Origin of the sequence: Pantoea sp. SO10 (genome assembly GCF_005281435.1) — a bacterium.
Lineage (GTDB): Bacteria > Pseudomonadota > Gammaproteobacteria > Enterobacterales > Enterobacteriaceae > Pantoea > Pantoea leporis.
The window spans coordinates 3,088,927-3,105,671 of sequence record NZ_CP040095.1 but is presented as its reverse complement, the minus strand read 5'-3'; the positions used below and the strand labels follow the sequence as shown (position 1 = coordinate 3,105,671).

The window sequence follows — 16,745 nt, the reverse complement described above, 5'->3', positions numbered from 1 at the left end:
TATAATACCGCCCGTTTTCCCCTGTTGCGCCCAATGAAGCGTCGCCCGGCACTTCAAAGACGAGAGATCTTTAATGATGGAAATTCTGCGTGGTTCGCCCGCTCTGTCGGCATTTCGTGTAAACAAACTGCTGACCCGCTTTCAGGACGCTCACCTTCCGGTGAGTGATATTTACGCCGAGTACGTCCATTTTGCCGATGTTAGTGCACCGCTCAGCGCGGACGAGCAAGCCCGCCTGCAACGCCTGCTGAAATACGGTCCTTCTCTCGCCGAACATGCGCCACAAGGGCGTCTGTTGCTGGTAACGCCGCGTCCCGGCACCATCTCACCGTGGTCATCGAAAGCCACCGACATCGCCCATAACTGCGATCTGCCACAGGTCTTGCGTCTTGAGCGCGGTATGGCCTTCTATGTGCAGGCACCTGAGCTGACGGAAGCCCAGTGGCAGCAGCTGGCGAGCCTGTTGCATGACCGCATGATGGAAACGGTGTTCGCTGATCTCAACGATGCGCAGCAGCTGTTTGCTCACCATCAGCCGCAGCCGCTGAAAAGCGTTGACGTGCTGGGCGCAGGCCGCAGCGCGCTGGAGCAGGCCAACACCACTCTGGGTCTGGCGCTGGCTGATGATGAGATCGATTACCTGCTTGATGCCTTTACTAAGCTGGGCCGCAATCCAAACGACATCGAGCTCTACATGTTTGCGCAGGCAAACTCCGAGCACTGTCGTCACAAGATCTTCAATGCCGACTGGATTATCGACGGCGAAAAGCAGCCGAAGTCGCTGTTTAAAATGATCAAGAACACCTTTGAACACAATCCTGAGCACGTGCTGTCTGCCTATAAAGACAACGCTGCGGTAATGGAAGGTTCTGAGGTTGGCCGCTTTTACGCCGATGCGCAGAAGGGCGAATATGAGTTCCATCAGGAAGCCGCACATATCCTGATGAAGGTCGAAACCCATAACCACCCAACCGCCATTTCACCGTGGCCGGGTGCCGCGACCGGTTCTGGTGGCGAAATCCGTGATGAAGGCGCAACCGGACGTGGCGCGAAGCCAAAAGCCGGTCTGGTCGGTTTTTCGGTATCGAACCTGCGTATTCCAGGCTTTGAACAGCCGTGGGAAGAGGATTTCGGTAAGCCGGATCGCATCGTCACTGCGCTGGATATCATGACCGAAGGTCCATTGGGCGGCGCGGCGTTCAACAACGAATTTGGTCGTCCAGCCCTCAACGGCTACTTCCGTACCTACGAAGAGCGCGTTAACAGCCACAATGGCGTGGAGCTGCGCGGCTATCACAAGCCCATCATGCTGGCGGGCGGCATCGGTAACATCCGTGCCGATCACGTGCAGAAAGGCGAGATCGTGGTCGGCGCCAGGCTGATCGTGCTGGGGGGCCCGGCTATGAACATCGGTCTGGGCGGCGGCGCGGCATCGTCAATGGCATCAGGCCAATCGGATGCCGATCTCGACTTTGCGTCAGTACAGCGCGACAACCCAGAGATGGAACGTCGTTGCCAGGAAGTGATCGACCGCTGCTGGCAGCTGGGCGAAGCCAACCCGATTCTGTTTATCCACGACGTCGGCGCGGGCGGTTTGTCGAACGCCATGCCAGAGCTGGTGAGCGACGGTAATCGTGGCGGTAACTTCAACCTGCGCGACATCCTCAGCGATGAGCCAGGCATGAGTCCGCTGGAAGTATGGTGTAACGAGTCGCAGGAACGTTATGTGCTGGCGGTCGCGCCGGAGAAACTGGCGCTGTTCGACGAGCTGTGCCAGCGTGAACGCGCGCCATATGCGGTCATCGGTGAAGCCACCGAAGAGCTGCATCTGAACCTCGCCGACAGCCATTTCGACAATAAGCCAATCGACATGCCGCTCGACGTGCTGCTGGGCAAAACGCCGAAGATGACGCGTGATGTTGCCAGCCAGCAGGCCAACGGCGAAGCGCTGCAGCGTGACGGGATTAGCGTAGCGGATGCGGTGAATCGCGTGCTGCACCTGCCGACCGTGGCGGAAAAAACCTTCCTGATCACCATCGGTGACCGCAGCGTAACCGGCATGGTGGCGCGCGATCAGATGGTAGGACCGTGGCAGATTCCGGTCGCGAACTGCGCCGTCACCACCGCCAGCCTCGATAGCTATCACGGTGAAGCATTCTCGCTGGGTGAACGTGCACCCGTCGCATTGCTCGACTTCGCGGCTTCAGGTCGCCTCGCCGTCGGTGAAGCGCTGACCAACATCGCCGCAACCTCCATTGGTTCGCTGCAACGCGTTAAGCTCTCTGCGAACTGGATGGCCGCCGCCGGTCATCCAGGCGAAGACGCGGGCTTGTACGCGGCGGTTAAAGCGGTCGGCGAAGAGTTGTGTCCCGCGCTGGGTATCACCATTCCGGTGGGCAAAGACTCGATGTCGATGAAAACCCGCTGGCAGCAAGGTACTGAGCAGCGCGAAATGACCTCGCCGCTGTCGCTGGTGATCACCGCCTTTGCGCGCGTGGAAGATGTGCGTCGCACCGTGACGCCGCAGTTGCAGGCGGATCAAGACAACCTGCTGCTGCTGGTGGATCTCGGCAACGGCGCGAACACCCTTGGCGCGACTGCGCTGTCGCAGGTTTATCGTCAGCTGGGCGATAAGCCTGCCGACGTGCGTGATGCTACGCAGCTGGCGGGCTTCTTCAACGCCATTCAGGCGCTGGTGGCCGAGCAGAAACTGCTGGCTTACCACGACCGTTCTGACGGCGGCCTGCTGGTCACGCTGGCGGAGATGGCCTTCACCGGTCACTGCGGTATCGAAGCCGATATTGCCGCGTTGGGCAGCGATGCGTTAGCCGCATTGTTCACCGAAGAGCTGGGCGCGGTGCTGCAGATCAACGCAGCGGATCGTGCAGCCGTCGAGAAGGTGTTCGCTGACCACGGTCTGAGCGCTAACCTGCACGTGATTGGTAAAGCCCTGCCAGGCGATCGCTTCGTGATCCGCTCTGGCGACAGCGCGGTGTACAGCGAAAGCCGTAGCACGCTGCGTACCTGGTGGGCAGAAACCACCTGGCAGATGCAGCGTCTGCGTGATAACCCAGCCTGTGCCGATCAGGAGCATGAAGCGAAGAAAGACGATAACGACCCAGGTCTGAACGTCCATCTGACCTTCAAACCAGAAGAAGATGTTGCGGCACCGATGATTGCGACGGGCGCACGTCCGCGTGTGGCAGTGCTGCGTGAGCAGGGCGTTAACTCACACGTAGAGATGGCCGCCGCCTTCCATCGTGCGGGCTTTACTGCAGTTGACGTGCACATGAGCGATCTGCTGGCGGGCCGTCGCGGTCTGGAAGAGTTCCAGGCGCTGGTCGCCTGCGGTGGCTTCTCGTACGGTGACGTGCTGGGCGCGGGTGAAGGCTGGGCGAAATCCATCCTGTTCAACGGCCGCGTGCGTGATGAGTTCGAAAACTTCTTCCATCGTCCACAAACACTGGCACTTGGCGTGTGTAACGGTTGTCAGATGATGTCGAACCTGCGCGAGCTGATTCCAGGAAGCGAGCTGTGGCCACGCTTTGTACGCAACCAGTCCGAGCGTTTCGAAGCGCGTTTCAGCCTGGTTGAAGTGGCGGCGAGCCCATCGCTGCTGCTGGATGGCATGGTCGGATCGCATATGCCAATCGCGGTATCGCACGGTGAAGGTTTTGTCGAAGTGCGTGACGGCGCGCATCTGGCACAGCTGGAGAGCAAAGGTTTGGTGGCGCTGCGCTTTGTCGATAACTTCGGCAAAGTGACAGAAAGCTATCCGGCTAACCCGAACGGATCGCCTAACGGCATCACTGCGGTAACCAACGAGAGCGGACGCGTCACCATTATGATGCCGCACCCAGAGCGTGTGTTCCGTACCGTGAGCAACTCCTGGCATCCGGCAGAGTGGGGCGAAGACAGCCCGTGGATGCGTATCTTCCGCAACGCGCGTAAGCAGTTGGGATAACAAAACAAAGGCCGCTAAACAGCGGCCTTTTTTATTCTGCGCGTTTTGCAGGTCCGCCATTCATGGCGACCTTACTAAAATCCGCATAATCTTCAAACTGTCGGAAAATAACGACAATCCCGCCAATACGTTGTCGTCAAAAGGTGACATTTAACTGATTGATTTATATAGCAAGTAAATTACCACGACAAACACGTTGCTAATCAGCGACACTTTTCACAGACCGTCCGGTCCGCTTTTCTCTAGGAGAGTGCTTCGTCTCTGGCATTCCTCTGATAATAAACGCTATTTATTTATTGGCACGATACTTGCTATACTCCCTACGTGGCTCATTCACCTGTTTATGATTGCCCCGCTTCAGCGGCTGAGCTCATAAAAACCGAATGACGCACCAAACGGAGCCTGTCGTCCACCTCACCGATAATCGTTTGCTTTGCAACGTTATCAAACATCGGGCGCAACGTTGAGTTAGGCTCCACCTATTTTGCAAGCGATGCTGCGGCGTCGCTCTCACGGCAGGCCAAAAGGCCTGCCGTTTTCATATCTGGCCTTTCTTCCGTTTTGATACTTCGCTAGCATGCCTGCAGCTCACATTTAAGGAAGCGCGGTTGTGATGAAATGGCGTCTGTTTCCCCGATCCCTGCGGCAGCTAGTGTTAATGGCTTTCCTGCTGGTACTGCTGCCGTTACTGGTGCTGGCATGGCAAGCGTGGGAAAGTCTTTCGGCGTTAAGCAACCAGGCGGCGGATACCAACCGCAATACCTTTACCGATGTGCGTCGCAGCGAAGCGATGGCGCGTACCGCGCTGGAGCTGGAGCGCAGCTACCGCCAATATTGCGTGCTCGGCGATGCGTCGCTGGCGAAGCTGTATCAAACGCAGTGGACGCGCTACGGCCAAATGCTCAGCAGTCACGCCGCCAGTTTGCCCGATCTGCCTTCCTTCAAAGTGCTGCAAACCACCTTGCCTTCACTGCAGCAACTGCAGTGCGATAACGGCAATCCTGAGGCGCAAGCCGCCAGCGCGCTGGAGCGTTTTTCCGATACCAACACGCAAATGGTGCAGGCAACGCGTGAAGTGGTATTTTCGCGCGGCTTACAGCTGCAGCGTGAAATCGCCGATCGCGGTCAGTTTTTTGGCTGGCAGGCGCTGATTCTGTTCCTGATTAGCCTGGTGCTGGTTTTGCTGTTCACGGGGATGATCATTGGTCCGGTGAAGCGGGTTGAACGCATGATTAATCGATTGGGCGAAGGTAAGGCGCTGGGCGATAGCGGCAGTTTCCGTGGTCCGCGTGAGATCCGTTCGTTGGGGCAGCGCATCGTCTGGCTGAGCGAGCGGTTAAGCTGGCTGGAAGAGCAGCGCCACGAATTTTTGCGCCACCTGTCGCATGAGCTGAAAACGCCGCTTGCCAGTCTGCGTGAAGGCACAGAACTGCTGGCCGATCAGGTCGCTGGACCACTGAATGCCGAGCAGCAGGAAGTGGTGGCGATTCTCGATACCAGCAGCCGTCATTTACAGCGGCTAATTGAGCAGTTGCTCGATTACAACCGCAAGCTGGCCGATGGACCGATGGCGCTGAAGCCCGTGGCGCTAAATGAGATCATTGATTCGGTGGTAAAAGTGCACTCGTTGCCAGCCAATGCGCGTGAGATGACCACCCACGTTGATCTGCAAGTGCATCATTGTCTGGCTGAAGCGACGCTGCTGCAGCGGGTGATCGATAACCTCTATTCGAACGCCGTGAACTACGGCAGTGAATCCGGTAACATCTGGCTGCAGAGCCAGCAGAAGGGCAACCAGGTGTGGATTGAGGTGGCAAACACCGGCACACCGATTCCGGCTGAAGAGCAGGCGATGATTTTTGAGCCCTTTTATCAGGGCAGCCAACAGCGCAAAGGGCCGGTTAAAGGCAGCGGGCTGGGCTTAAGCATCGCCAAAGATTGTCTGCGCAGGATGCACGGCGATCTGCAGTTGGTAACGCGCAAGGATGCGGATGTCTGTTTTCGTATCATTCTGACGACCAGCGCCGGGAATGCCTGATTAATGAAATTAACCCTATTCAAACTTGTGGCCAGTGTAGTGCTGGTTTTCGGCGTCAGCGCCTGCCAGGCACCGTCACAAGATCGTACGCAGCATAATGGCGTTAGCGTGCCTGAACCGGAGGTACGCCTGCCGGATTATCTGGCGACCGATTGCCAAAACGTGTGGCAAATCGAAACGCCAGCCGCCGCAGGCAATCCGCTCTATTGGCAGCGCGCCATGGATTGCGCCGAGCGCTTATCGCCGGCCGAAGCGCGTGCAGAAGCGCGTCGCTGGCCGGTGCAGGGCTGGGCGCGCGCCTTCAAGCAGGGCATTTTGCTCGCGAACGGTAACGTCACGCCAGTTGAGCGGCGTGATTTCGTCACCACTTTAGACGGTTACAGCGCGGCTTATCCGACGTCGGTGCGTCCGCTGCTCCAGCTGTGGCGCAGCAATCAGGCGGCCCAACTGGAGCTGAGCGAAGCGCGTGGACGCTACGCCGCTTTGCAGCAGAGTAATGACGCGGAGATGGATAACCTGCGCCAGCAGCAAACCAAAATGCGTCAGTCGCTGGCCGATACCCAACGCAAGTTAGAGCGTTTAACCGACATTGAACGCCAGCTGTCGTCGCGTAAAGCGCCTGATAGCAGCGACACATCGCACGGCGGCAGCGATGTGCAAAGTGAGGATCAGTAACCATGAAACAAGCCGCACGTTTATTGCTGGTGGATGATGATCCGGGCTTATTGAAACTGCTCGGCATGCGTCTGAGCAGCGAAGGCTATCAGGTGGCGACGGCCGCCAGCGGGCCGGAAGCCCTGCGCCATCTGCAGAAAGAGAAAGTCGACTTGGTGATCAGCGACCTGCGCATGGACGAAATGGATGGTCTGGCGCTGTTCGGCGAAGTGCAGAAACGTCATGCGGGCTTGCCGGTGATCATTCTCACTGCGCACGGATCGATCCCGGAAGCGGTATCCGCCACGCAACAAGGCGTGTTCAGCTTTCTGACCAAACCGGTCGATCGTGATGCCTTATATAAAGCGATAGATGAAGCGCTGGCTCAACGCGCGCCGATCAGCGATGACGGCTGGCGCGAAGCGATTGTGACGCGCAATCCGCAGATGCTGCGCTTGCTGGAGCAGTCGCACATGGTGGCGCAATCTGACGTCAGCGTATTGATTAACGGTCAAAGCGGCACCGGTAAAGAGGTGCTGGCGCAGGCGATTCACGCCGCCAGCCCGCGCGCCACCAAGCCGTTCATCGCCATCAACTGTGGTGCGCTGCCGGAACAACTTTTAGAGTCCGAACTGTTTGGCCACGCTAAAGGCGCCTTTACCGGCGCGGTCAGCGCACGTGAAGGTCTTTTCCAGGCGGCGGAAGGCGGCACGCTGTTTCTTGATGAGATTGGCGACATGCCACAGGCGCTGCAGGTGAAACTGCTGCGTGTGCTGCAGGAGCGCAAAGTGCGGCCGTTAGGCAGCAACCGCGATCTGGATATCAACGTGCGGATTATTTCCGCGACGCACCGCGATTTGCCCAAAGCGATGGAGAAGAAGAGTTTCCGCGAAGATCTTTACTATCGTCTTAACGTGGTGAATCTGAAAATTCCTGCGCTGCACGAGCGCGCTGAAGATATTCCACTGCTGGCGAATCATCTGCTGCGCCAATCCGCCGATCGCCATAAACCTTTCGTGCGCAGTTTCTCAGTGGATGCGATGAAGCGATTGGTCAGCGCCGCATGGCCGGGCAATGTGCGCCAGCTGGTCAACGTGATTGAACAGTGCGTCGCCTTGAGTACCGCGCCGGTCATCGGTGATGCCCTGGTTGAACAGGCACTGGCGGGCGAAAATACTGCGCTGCCCACTTTCGTCGAAGCACGAAATCAGTTTGAGCTGAACTATCTGCGTAAACTGCTGCAGATGACCAAAGGAAATGTCACCAACGCTGCGCGTCTGGCTGGACGTAACCGCACTGAATTCTATAAGCTGCTGTCGCGCCATGAATTGGACGCCAGCGAATTTAAAGAGTAGCTTGCTGCGGCAGCGTCAGGAACAATTATACTAACGGTATCCGTCCATCATGGAGGGAGTAAAAAAGGATCTGTCATGAAAAAGATCGATGCAATTATCAAACCATTCAAACTCGATGATGTACGTGAAGCCTTAGCTGAAGTAGGCATCACCGGGATGACCGTCAGTGAAGTGAAAGGCTTTGGTCGCCAGAAAGGTCACACTGAGCTGTATCGCGGCGCTGAGTACATGGTCGATTTTCTGCCAAAAGTGAAAATCGAAATGGTGGTAGGTGACGATATCGTCGATACCTGCGTAGAAACCATTATGAAAACCGCGCAGACCGGCAAAATCGGCGACGGCAAAATCTTCGTCTTTGACGTGGCGCGCGTAGTGCGTATCCGTACCGGTGAAGAGGACGAAGAGGCGATTTAAGCCCCTTCGCGCATTGCCTGTAAAAGCCTGCCTTGCGCAGGCTTTTTTGTTTTACAGCACCTTGTGCGGGCCAAATACTTCGTAGTGGATGCGATCAGCATTGATGCCGGCATCGACCAGTTGACGTGCGACAAACTGCATAAACGGTAGCGGGCCACAGATCCAGAATTGACGATCGGCCTGGTTCAGCGCGGAGGACACGCTCGCCAAATCCATCAAGCCCTGCGCGTCGTAACGTCCGACATCGGCACTTTCTGGTTGCCGATACCAAACGTGGCTGGTGAAGTTTGGCAGGCGTGCGCCGAGGGATTTCACCTCTTCAGCAAACGCATGCTGCGAACCGGCTTCCGCGGCGTGCAGCCAGTTAACCGCCGCCGCATGTTGCTGCTGCGCCAGAGTAGCCAGCATCGCCAGCATTGGGGTTTGGCCGACGCCAGCAGAGATCAGCGTAATCGGCGTAGCGGCTTCAGCCTGCAGGATGAAATCACCGGCTGGTGCCGCGCATTGCACGATATCGCCCACCTGCGCACGATCATGCAGCCAGCCCGACATGCTGCCCAGCGCTTCGCGTTTAACCGCGATGCGATAAAATTGCCCATTTGGCTGGTGCGTCAGCGAATACTGGCGATGCTGAATATTTTCACAGCCTGCCGGTTGTAAGCTGATGGCCAGATACTGCCCTGGCAGAAAGGTTGCCACCGGCTTACCGTCGTTTGGCACTAGTTCAAAACTCTTGATCACCGAACTCTCCTGATTGATAGCGCGAATACGAAAATCACGCGCACCGCGCCAGCCGCCGGTTTTCTCTTCGGAGGCCGAATAGATGGCTTCTTCACGCTGGATAAACACATCGGCCAGCACGCCGTACGCTTTGCCCCATGCGGTCAGCACTTCTTCACCCGGATGCAGCAGCTCATCAATCGTCGCCAGCAGGTTTTCACCCACAATCGCATACTGCTCGGGCTGAATGTTCAGGCTGGCATGCTTCTGCGCGATTTTCTCCACCGCCGGCAACAGCACGGCCAAATTTTCCAGGTTGCTGCCGTAAGCCACAATGGCGTTGAACAACGCTTCCTGCTGATTGCCGCTGCGCTGATTGTTCATGTTGAACACGTTTTTCAGTTCAGGATGTTGCGTCAGTAAACGTTGGTAGAAATGGCCGGTCAGCTGCGGTCCAACCTGGGCAATGGCGGGCAAGGTCGATTTGATGGTAGCGATGGTTTGCGCGTCGAGCATGGTGAAATCCTCAGAGTGAATTTAAACATGTATTTTAAATGCATCTTATGAGTAATCGAAGCGCCTGTAAATCCCTTGTTGTGATTAAGGATTAAGCAAGAAAGGTGCGGGCTGGCGCGCAAAGCTGAAATTCTTTCGCCATGAAAGTGAGCAAATTTCGTGATTTTCTGGCTTGCAAAAAAGCGTAAAAAACCCGTTCCAGCGCCATGCCAATCGTTTGCGCAAAAAGAGGGGATTGACGCTACCGTCACCTGTCAAAACCGTTTACACTGTTCGCCTTCGCCCCCTAGCCGGGGCCTAAACTGCCGTTAAAAAGTTAGCTGAGTCAGGAGAGTCCGGATGTTAAAGCGTGATATGAACATTGCCGATTATGATGCCGCGTTGTGGCAGGCTATGGAGCAAGAGAAAGTGCGTCAGGAAGAGCACATTGAACTGATTGCTTCTGAAAACTACACCAGCCCACGCGTAATGCAGGCCCAAGGTTCACAGCTCACCAACAAATATGCCGAAGGCTATCCGGGCAAACGCTATTACGGCGGATGTGAATACGTCGATATCGTTGAGCAACTGGCGATCGATCGCGCTAAAGAGCTGTTCGGCGCAGATTTCGCTAACGTACAGCCGCACTCCGGTTCTCAGGCCAACTTCGCGGTTTACACCGCGCTGCTGCAGCCGGGCGATACCATTCTGGGTATGAACCTGGCGCACGGTGGTCACCTGACGCACGGTTCCCCGGTAAACCTGTCGGGTAAGCTGTACAACGTTATCCCTTACGGCATCGATGAAACCGGCAAAATCAACTACGAAGAGCTGGCTGAGCTGGCACAAACACACAAGCCAAAAATGATCGTCGGCGGCTTCTCTGCTTACTCTGGCGTGTGCGACTGGGCCAAAATGCGTGAAATCGCAGACAGCGTTGGCGCCTACCTGTTCGTCGATATGGCACACGTTGCGGGCCTGATCGCCGCAGACGTCTATCCGAACCCGGTTCCTCATGCCCACATCGTGACTTCAACCACCCATAAAACCCTGGCGGGTCCGCGCGGCGGCCTGATCCTGGCGAAAAACGGTGACGAAGAGCTGTATAAAAAACTGAACTCCGCGGTCTTCCCTGGCGGTCAGGGCGGTCCTCTGATGCACGTGATCGCCGGTAAAGCGGTGGCGTTCAAAGAAGCGATGGAGCCAGAGTTCAAGACTTATCAGCAGCAGGTGGCTAAGAACGCGAAAGCGATGGTGGAAGTTCTGCTGGAGCGCGGTTACAACATCGTTTCCGGTGGCACACACAACCACTTGTTCCTGATCGATCTGGTCAGCAAAAACCTGACCGGTAAAGAAGCCGATGCCGCTCTGGGCCGCGCCAACATTACCGTGAACAAAAACAGCGTACCTAACGATCCGAAGAGCCCGTTCGTGACCTCTGGCGTGCGTATCGGTACCCCAGCGGTGACGCGTCGTGGCTTCAAAGAAGCTGACGTTCGCGAGCTGGCTGGCTGGATCGCTGACGTGCTGGACAACATCAACGACGAAGCGACCATCGAACGTACCAAACAGAAAGTGCTGGAAATCTGCAGCCGTCTGCCGGTGTACGCGTAAGCTTTACGCTTCTCGATGCAGTGCAAAAAAGGATGGTGCAAGCCATCCTTTTTTATTGCCGTCGCAGCAGTGCTCTGACAAAGTAGCGCCCACTCGTGCTGCTCAGCAGCATTTTTGCTGGAGGGAATATGGCAATCGGCTCCGCCAAATGGCTCGGTTTGGGCTACTTCACTTACTTCTTCTGTTACGGCATTTACCTTCCTTTCTGGAGCGTGTGGCTCAAAGGCACCGGACTTGATGCAGAAAAAATCGGTCTGCTGCTGGGGTGCGGCATGGTGGCGCGCTTTGTCGGCAGTTTGCTGATTGCCTCGCAGGTAAAAAATCCCTCACAGCTGGTCACTGCGCTGCGCTTGCTGGCGCTGATGACGTGCCTGTTCGCTATCGGTTATTGGCTGGGACAACAGTGGATGTGGCTGCTGTTCGTGATGATCGGCTTCAACCTGTTTTTCTCACCGCTGGTGCCGCTGAGTGATGCGCTGGCCGCCACCTGGACGCAGCAAATTGGTCTGACATATGGCCCGGTTCGTTTGTGGGGCTCGCTGGCGTTTGTCATCAGCTCTGCCTTAACCGGCATGCTTGTCACGGCGTTCTCATCGCAGGCGATTCTGGTGCTGCTGTCACTGGGCGCGATCGGCATGTTAGGTGGGATGATGTTAACGCCAGCGACGAAGCCGCAGGGCAGTGAACGTCAGACGTCAACCGATGGTGGCTGGCAGGCATGGCGTGATTTGCTGCGCGAAAATGCGGTGTGGCGTTTCATGTTATGCGTGACATTGTTGCAGGGCGCGCATGCGGCTTACTACAGCTTCAGCGCGATCTGGTGGCAGGAGAGCGGTTATTCCGCGTCGATTATTGGCTATTTATGGTCGCTGGGCGTGGTGGCTGAAATCATCATTTTTGCTCTCAGCAGCCGACTGTTTCGCCGCTGGAGTGCGCGCGATCTGCTGCTGTTATCAGGCGTGTGCGCCATTATCCGCTGGACAATGCTGGGATCCAGCACCGCGTTGCCGTTGCTGATCGTGGCGCAAATTCTGCACTGCGGCAGCTTTACCGTCTGCCATTTAGCGGCGATGCGGTTTATTGCCGCGCGCAAAGGCGCGGAAGTGATTCGTCTGCAATCGCTCTATTCGGCGCTGGCCATGGGCGGCGGTATTGCGGTGATGACTATGATTTGCGGCGTGCTGTTTACGCATCTGCAAGGACATCTGTTCTGGGTGATGGCGTTAGTGGCGTTGCCGGCGCTGTTCCTGCGTCCGCGCGCCGCTTAACTCTCCAGCAACTGGAGAATACGCTGCTGCTGATGACGACTCAGCGGCAGCTCCGCCTGTATTAGCGGCGGTGAGAACAGCGGCAATGAAATGGCATACGGCGTGATCACCAGCGCGATATCGCGCGGCGCGCCTTCACGCTGAAAATGCACGACGTCCTGATAGCTGATGTTGATCGGTAGCAGCGTCATTTCCCGCAGCTGCTGCTCCAGCAACTGCTCCAGCGCCGCATCCGCGCCCGTCAGCAGCAGCACCTGCTTTTCCTGCAATGCACTCTCCTGCATCAGCCAGGCACCAAATAACACCGCCACCAGACTTATCTCTTCAGCACTAAAGCGCGTGGCAAAGTTACGGCTGAAATGCTCAAGTGCGCGTTCCGTGGTACGCAGCAGACGCGGGTAGAGTCGTGCGACATCCAGCGCCACGCTGTTATCGATGCCGATGGCAAAATGGCTGCGATCCAGCGCCTGCGCCAGATGCGTAAAGAGTTGCTGAGTGAGTTCGGCGCGATTTCTGAAGGTGGTTTGTGCCAACTGCTCAAAGCGCGCAATCAGCGCTTCCACTGACTGCATCAGTTTTACCGCCTGCGGATGCTCCAGCTGCGTAGCGGTTGGCGCGTGAATCAGGCTAAATAGCAGCGTCCAGAAGTCGGTCTCGCTTACATCCGGCGCTAAGTGGCAGCGCTTCTGCCAGTGATGGATGACGTCGTCGGCGGCAGCTCGTTCGACTTTTTCCGCCAGCCACGCGCGCTGTCCGTCATTGAACAAGGCGTTTTGGCGCTGGCACAGCGCATACTTCATGAAGATTTGCAGAAACAGGCGGTCGCGCGGGCTGAAGTCGCGCGCCAGACGCAGGCTGCAGTGCTGAATCAGCGCCTGCAGGTTAGTTTCATCCCACAACGCTTTCTCGATTTTCAGGACTTTCAGGCGCTGACGCAGCACCGGGGCAAAATGCTCGCAGACAAAATCCTGCGACAAACGCAGCGCGCGTCGCAGCCAGTGGATCAGGCACAGCCGCCTATCCAGTTCCGTCCCGTGTATGCGGAAGCTGCCATCGACCATCTGGTGTAGCTCCAGTTGATGGTAACGCTGTATCTCCTCTCCCACATCCGCGATATCCTGTCGGGCGACAACAGGCGCCACGCCATTTAACTGGCAGAGCTTTTCAAGCGTCAACGCGGGAGCGGGCAGAAATAGCAGCAGTAACAGATGACAACGACGCTGGGAACGGCTGAAGAGTGGTGCAGAGGAGGGTGCAGAACTCATCAATGGTTTATCCGCAGGTCACTTTTGAGCTAAGAATAGCTAACTCCACGCGGTAACCTTGCACTTTGTCGTGACTTTTGTTCAGAGCTTTAGGGCGGGTCACAATTTTTCTGGGCCACTCTACACTTCACTTTAAAATTGTTACTTTATAACACATGAAAATTGCACTCATTACGTTTACGCTGTTGTTCAGCACCGCAGCCTGGTCACATCCGCATAGCTTCATTGACATGAAAACCGAGTTCATCAGTGACAACCAACATCTTAGCGGCATGAAAATGGTGTGGACCATGGATGAGATAACCTCCGCCGATCTGTTATACGACGCAGGTAAAGCCAAGCCCGGTGATGTGGTGTGGAAAAAGCTGGCGGCGCAGGTGATGGCAAATGTGCTCGGTCAGCACTATTTCACCGAAGTGTGGCAGGACAGAAATCGGGTCAAGTTTCTCAATCTGCCGAAAGAGTACAACTTATCGCGCAACGGCAACAAAGCGGTGCTGGAGTTTATCGTGCCGTTTGGCGAGCCGCAGTTATTAAGCGCGAAGCAGTATCGCATTCAGACTTTTGATCCCAGCTACTTTGTTGATATGTATTACGATAATCCACAGGCATTAACCATGGACGACACCGTTAAATCGCATTGCCAGATCGATCTGCATACGCCGAAACCGGATGACTCGCTGAAGCAATATGCGCTGTCGCTGGATAAAGCCGATGCGCCGCCAGAGGATATGGATCTTGGCCAGCAATTCGCCCAAACGGTGACACTGACATGTCACTGATTTCGCTTCCCTCCCGTTCACGTCGTTTATGGCCGCTGTGGCTGATGGCGGCGTTATTGCTGCTAGCGGGCGTGCTGCTGTGGCAGCACTGGTCGCAGATTTTGCTGCAAAGCGTGCTGTGGCAAAAAATCCTCAATCGCGAAATGACGCAGCTTTTGCAGCAGGTGGCTGAACAACCGCAGCATGCGGGCGTGACGCTGATGCTGTTCAGCCTCGCTTACGGCGTGCTGCATGCGCTGGGGCCGGGACACGGCAAAGTGGTGATCACTACCTTTCTTGCCACCCATCCGGCAAAGTTGAAAACCAGCATGAAGCTAACGTTGCTGGCTGCTTTGCTGCAGGGCGGCGTGGCGATTGGTTTGGTAACGCTGATGCTGGTGGTACTGCAAACCTCGTCGCGTCAGATGCATCTCGGCAGCTACTGGCTGGAGAAGGGCAGTTATCTGTTAGTCGTCGCGCTGGGTATTTGGGTCGGTTGGCGTGCATTGCGATCGCTGCGTCAGCAATGGCGTCCTCAGCCAAAGTTGCAGATCCACGCTATTCGCCCAGCGCATCAGCACGATGAACACTGCGGCTGCGGACATGCGCATCTGCCCAGCGCTGCGCAGATGGATCAGGCAGTTAGCGCTAAAACGCAGGCGCTGGTGGTGTTTTCCATGGGGCTGCGGCCCTGTTCCGGCGCCATCATGATGCTGCTGTTTGCCAAAGTGATTGGTGTGTATGCGTGGGGCGTCGCCTCTGCCGTGGCGATGGCGTTGGGCACTGCTGTGACGGTTTCGGCGCTCGGCTTGTTAGTGCAGCGCTCCCGTCTGCTGGCTCAGCGCTTAGGGCAGGCCGGCGGTACTCATCCTGCGACCAGGCTGCTGGTGCCGCTGCTCGCCATGTTAGGTAGCGTGCTGTTAATCGTTGCGGGCGTTGCATTATGGCAAAGTGCCTCGCCGGGCATCGGCGGTGGAATTCGTCCTTTCTGACATTAAGGATATTTGGGTAGTGTAAATATTCCACTGTTGCAAGTATTCTCCCCCTCAACAGTTAATTAAATATCTCCGCTTAGCGCGCTGGTGAAAATAGATTTCTCTGTCTAAGCTCAATTACACCAGTCAATATCCTGGTGGATTAGCAATTATAAAATTTCAGCGAAATATTCTGCGAGGAGAAAACGATGCCTGAAACTCGGATTAATAATGGCAGCGTAGATACGGTGCACGACGTGCATGGCGGCCTACCATTAAAACGTATTTCATGGAGCGCAGTATTTGCCGGCGTTATCGCTGCGCTAATCATTCATATTTTATTGGGGATATTGGGTACAGCGATTGGTGCAACAACCATCGATCCACAACAGGAACAAAATCCGCTGCAGCATCTGGGAACCGGCGCGTTAATCTGGACCGGCGTGAGTATGCTGATTGCCATGGGCGTAGGTAGCTACGTTGCGGGGCGTCTGGCGCAGCGCGAAGGGGCGATGCATGGTTTGTTGATGTTTGGTGTTAGCACCATTTTGACATTGTGGCTCGCGATTACCCTGGCGACTGGCGTTATTGGCGGTGCGTTTAATATTTTAGGCGCCGGCGTAAATGCCGTGGGTAATGGAATTTCCGCAGCGGCGCCATCACTAACCAATATGGCAAAAGAGAAGCTGCAGGAAAGTAATATCAATTTAGATGATTTAAAAAACGAATTACAAACTACGCTGCGTCAAACCGGCAAGACAGAATTACAACCTGAGAATCTGCAAAAGGATGTAAATAACGAAGCCAATAACGCGCAAAATCAAGCAGAGCAAACGGCACAAAATCCACAGAATGCTGATAATGATCTGGCTAATTGGTTGAAAGGCGTTATGAATCGTCACTCAGATACATTGCAAGCTGCCGATCGTGATGCGCTGAAAAATATTATCAAAGCGCGCACCGGTAAAAGCGATCAAGAGGTTGAGCAGATTGTGACTCAAACCGAGGAGAGCTATAAAAAAGCCGTGCAACAGTATCAGGAGTTGAAACAGCAGGCGGAGCAAAAAGCCCGTGAAGTGGCTGAGCAAGCGGCGGCCGCAACGGCGAAAGCGAGCTGGTTCACCTTCTTTATGCTGGTGATTGAAGCAGTACTGGCAGCATTGCTGGGGCGCGTGGGTCGCAGGACGCAACCGCGTCAGGTATTAAGCCACGAACGTCGGTAA

General features: G+C 56.0%; 12 protein-coding genes. 10 read left to right on the top strand and 2 right to left on the bottom strand.

The features are described from left to right. The first annotated feature begins 73 nt into the window (after positions 1–73). The 5 genes from purL to glnB all read left to right on the top strand — a co-directional run bounded on the left by purL (position 74) and on the right by glnB (position 8,425). Positions 74–3,964 (top strand): phosphoribosylformylglycinamidine synthase, encoded by a 3,891-nt coding sequence (purL, locus tag FCN45_RS14355; protein WP_137386297.1) that lies wholly within the window; start codon positions 74–76, stop codon positions 3,962–3,964. Between the two features lie 610 nt (positions 3,965–4,574). Next, positions 4,575–6,002, top strand: a complete 1,428-nt coding sequence (locus tag FCN45_RS14350) for a HAMP domain-containing sensor histidine kinase (RefSeq protein ID WP_101763467.1) — start codon at positions 4,575–4,577, stop codon at positions 6,000–6,002. Positions 6,003–6,005: 3 nt separating this feature from the next. Further along, on the top strand, positions 6,006–6,677 hold the full coding sequence (gene qseG, locus FCN45_RS14345; protein WP_137386296.1) for a two-component system QseEF-associated lipoprotein QseG: 672 nt from the start codon (positions 6,006–6,008) through the stop codon (positions 6,675–6,677). A 2-nt stretch (positions 6,678–6,679) separates the two neighbouring features. Continuing rightward, complete coding sequence (gene glrR / locus FCN45_RS14340; protein WP_101763469.1) at positions 6,680–8,011, top strand: two-component system response regulator GlrR; 1,332 nt, start codon at positions 6,680–6,682, stop codon at positions 8,009–8,011. A gap of 75 nt (positions 8,012–8,086) precedes the next feature. Then, positions 8,087–8,425: a nitrogen regulatory protein P-II gene (gene glnB, locus FCN45_RS14335; protein ID WP_007886217.1), complete on the top strand. Its 339-nt coding sequence runs from the start codon at positions 8,087–8,089 to the stop codon at positions 8,423–8,425. Positions 8,426–8,476: 51 nt separating this feature from the next. On the opposite strand, the gene hmpA is transcribed toward glnB, so the two are convergent. Beyond that, entirely contained in the window at positions 8,477–9,661 is a 1,185-nt protein-coding gene (gene hmpA, locus FCN45_RS14330; RefSeq protein WP_137386295.1) for an NO-inducible flavohemoprotein, read from the bottom strand. Between the two features lie 339 nt (positions 9,662–10,000). On the opposite strand from hmpA, the gene glyA reads away from it, so the two are divergent. Together glyA and FCN45_RS14320 are read left to right on the top strand one after the other, a co-directional pair. After that, a complete protein-coding gene (glyA, locus tag FCN45_RS14325; RefSeq protein WP_101763471.1) occupies positions 10,001–11,254 on the top strand; it encodes a serine hydroxymethyltransferase in 1,254 nt (417 codons plus the stop codon). Between the two features lie 128 nt (positions 11,255–11,382). Further along, a complete protein-coding gene (locus FCN45_RS14320) occupies positions 11,383–12,522 on the top strand; it encodes a 3-phenylpropionate MFS transporter (RefSeq protein WP_110868271.1) in 1,140 nt (379 codons plus the stop codon). Here FCN45_RS14320 and csiE read toward each other — a convergent pair. Further along, the gene (gene csiE, locus FCN45_RS14315) at positions 12,519–13,787 is read right to left on the bottom strand and encodes a stationary phase inducible protein CsiE (protein ID WP_110868270.1); all 1,269 of its coding nucleotides are present in this window, start codon (positions 13,785–13,787) and stop codon (positions 12,519–12,521) included. The two genes, FCN45_RS14320 and csiE, sit on opposite strands and share 4 nt — an antisense overlap. 155 nt (positions 13,788–13,942) lie before the next feature. Between csiE and FCN45_RS14310 the strand changes: the two genes are divergently transcribed. The 3 genes from FCN45_RS14310 to FCN45_RS14300 all read left to right on the top strand — a co-directional run bounded on the left by FCN45_RS14310 (position 13,943) and on the right by FCN45_RS14300 (position 16,745). Then, positions 13,943–14,569 (top strand): DUF1007 family protein, encoded by a 627-nt coding sequence (locus FCN45_RS14310; protein ID WP_137386294.1) that lies wholly within the window; start codon positions 13,943–13,945, stop codon positions 14,567–14,569. After that, positions 14,560–15,540, top strand: a complete 981-nt coding sequence (locus FCN45_RS14305) for a nickel/cobalt transporter (RefSeq protein WP_137386293.1) — start codon at positions 14,560–14,562, stop codon at positions 15,538–15,540. The genes FCN45_RS14310 and FCN45_RS14305 overlap by 10 nt, the downstream gene beginning before the upstream one ends. Before the next feature lie 191 nt (positions 15,541–15,731). Then, positions 15,732–16,745, top strand: coding sequence for a hypothetical protein (locus FCN45_RS14300; RefSeq protein WP_101763476.1), 1,014 nt, complete (start codon positions 15,732–15,734; stop codon positions 16,743–16,745).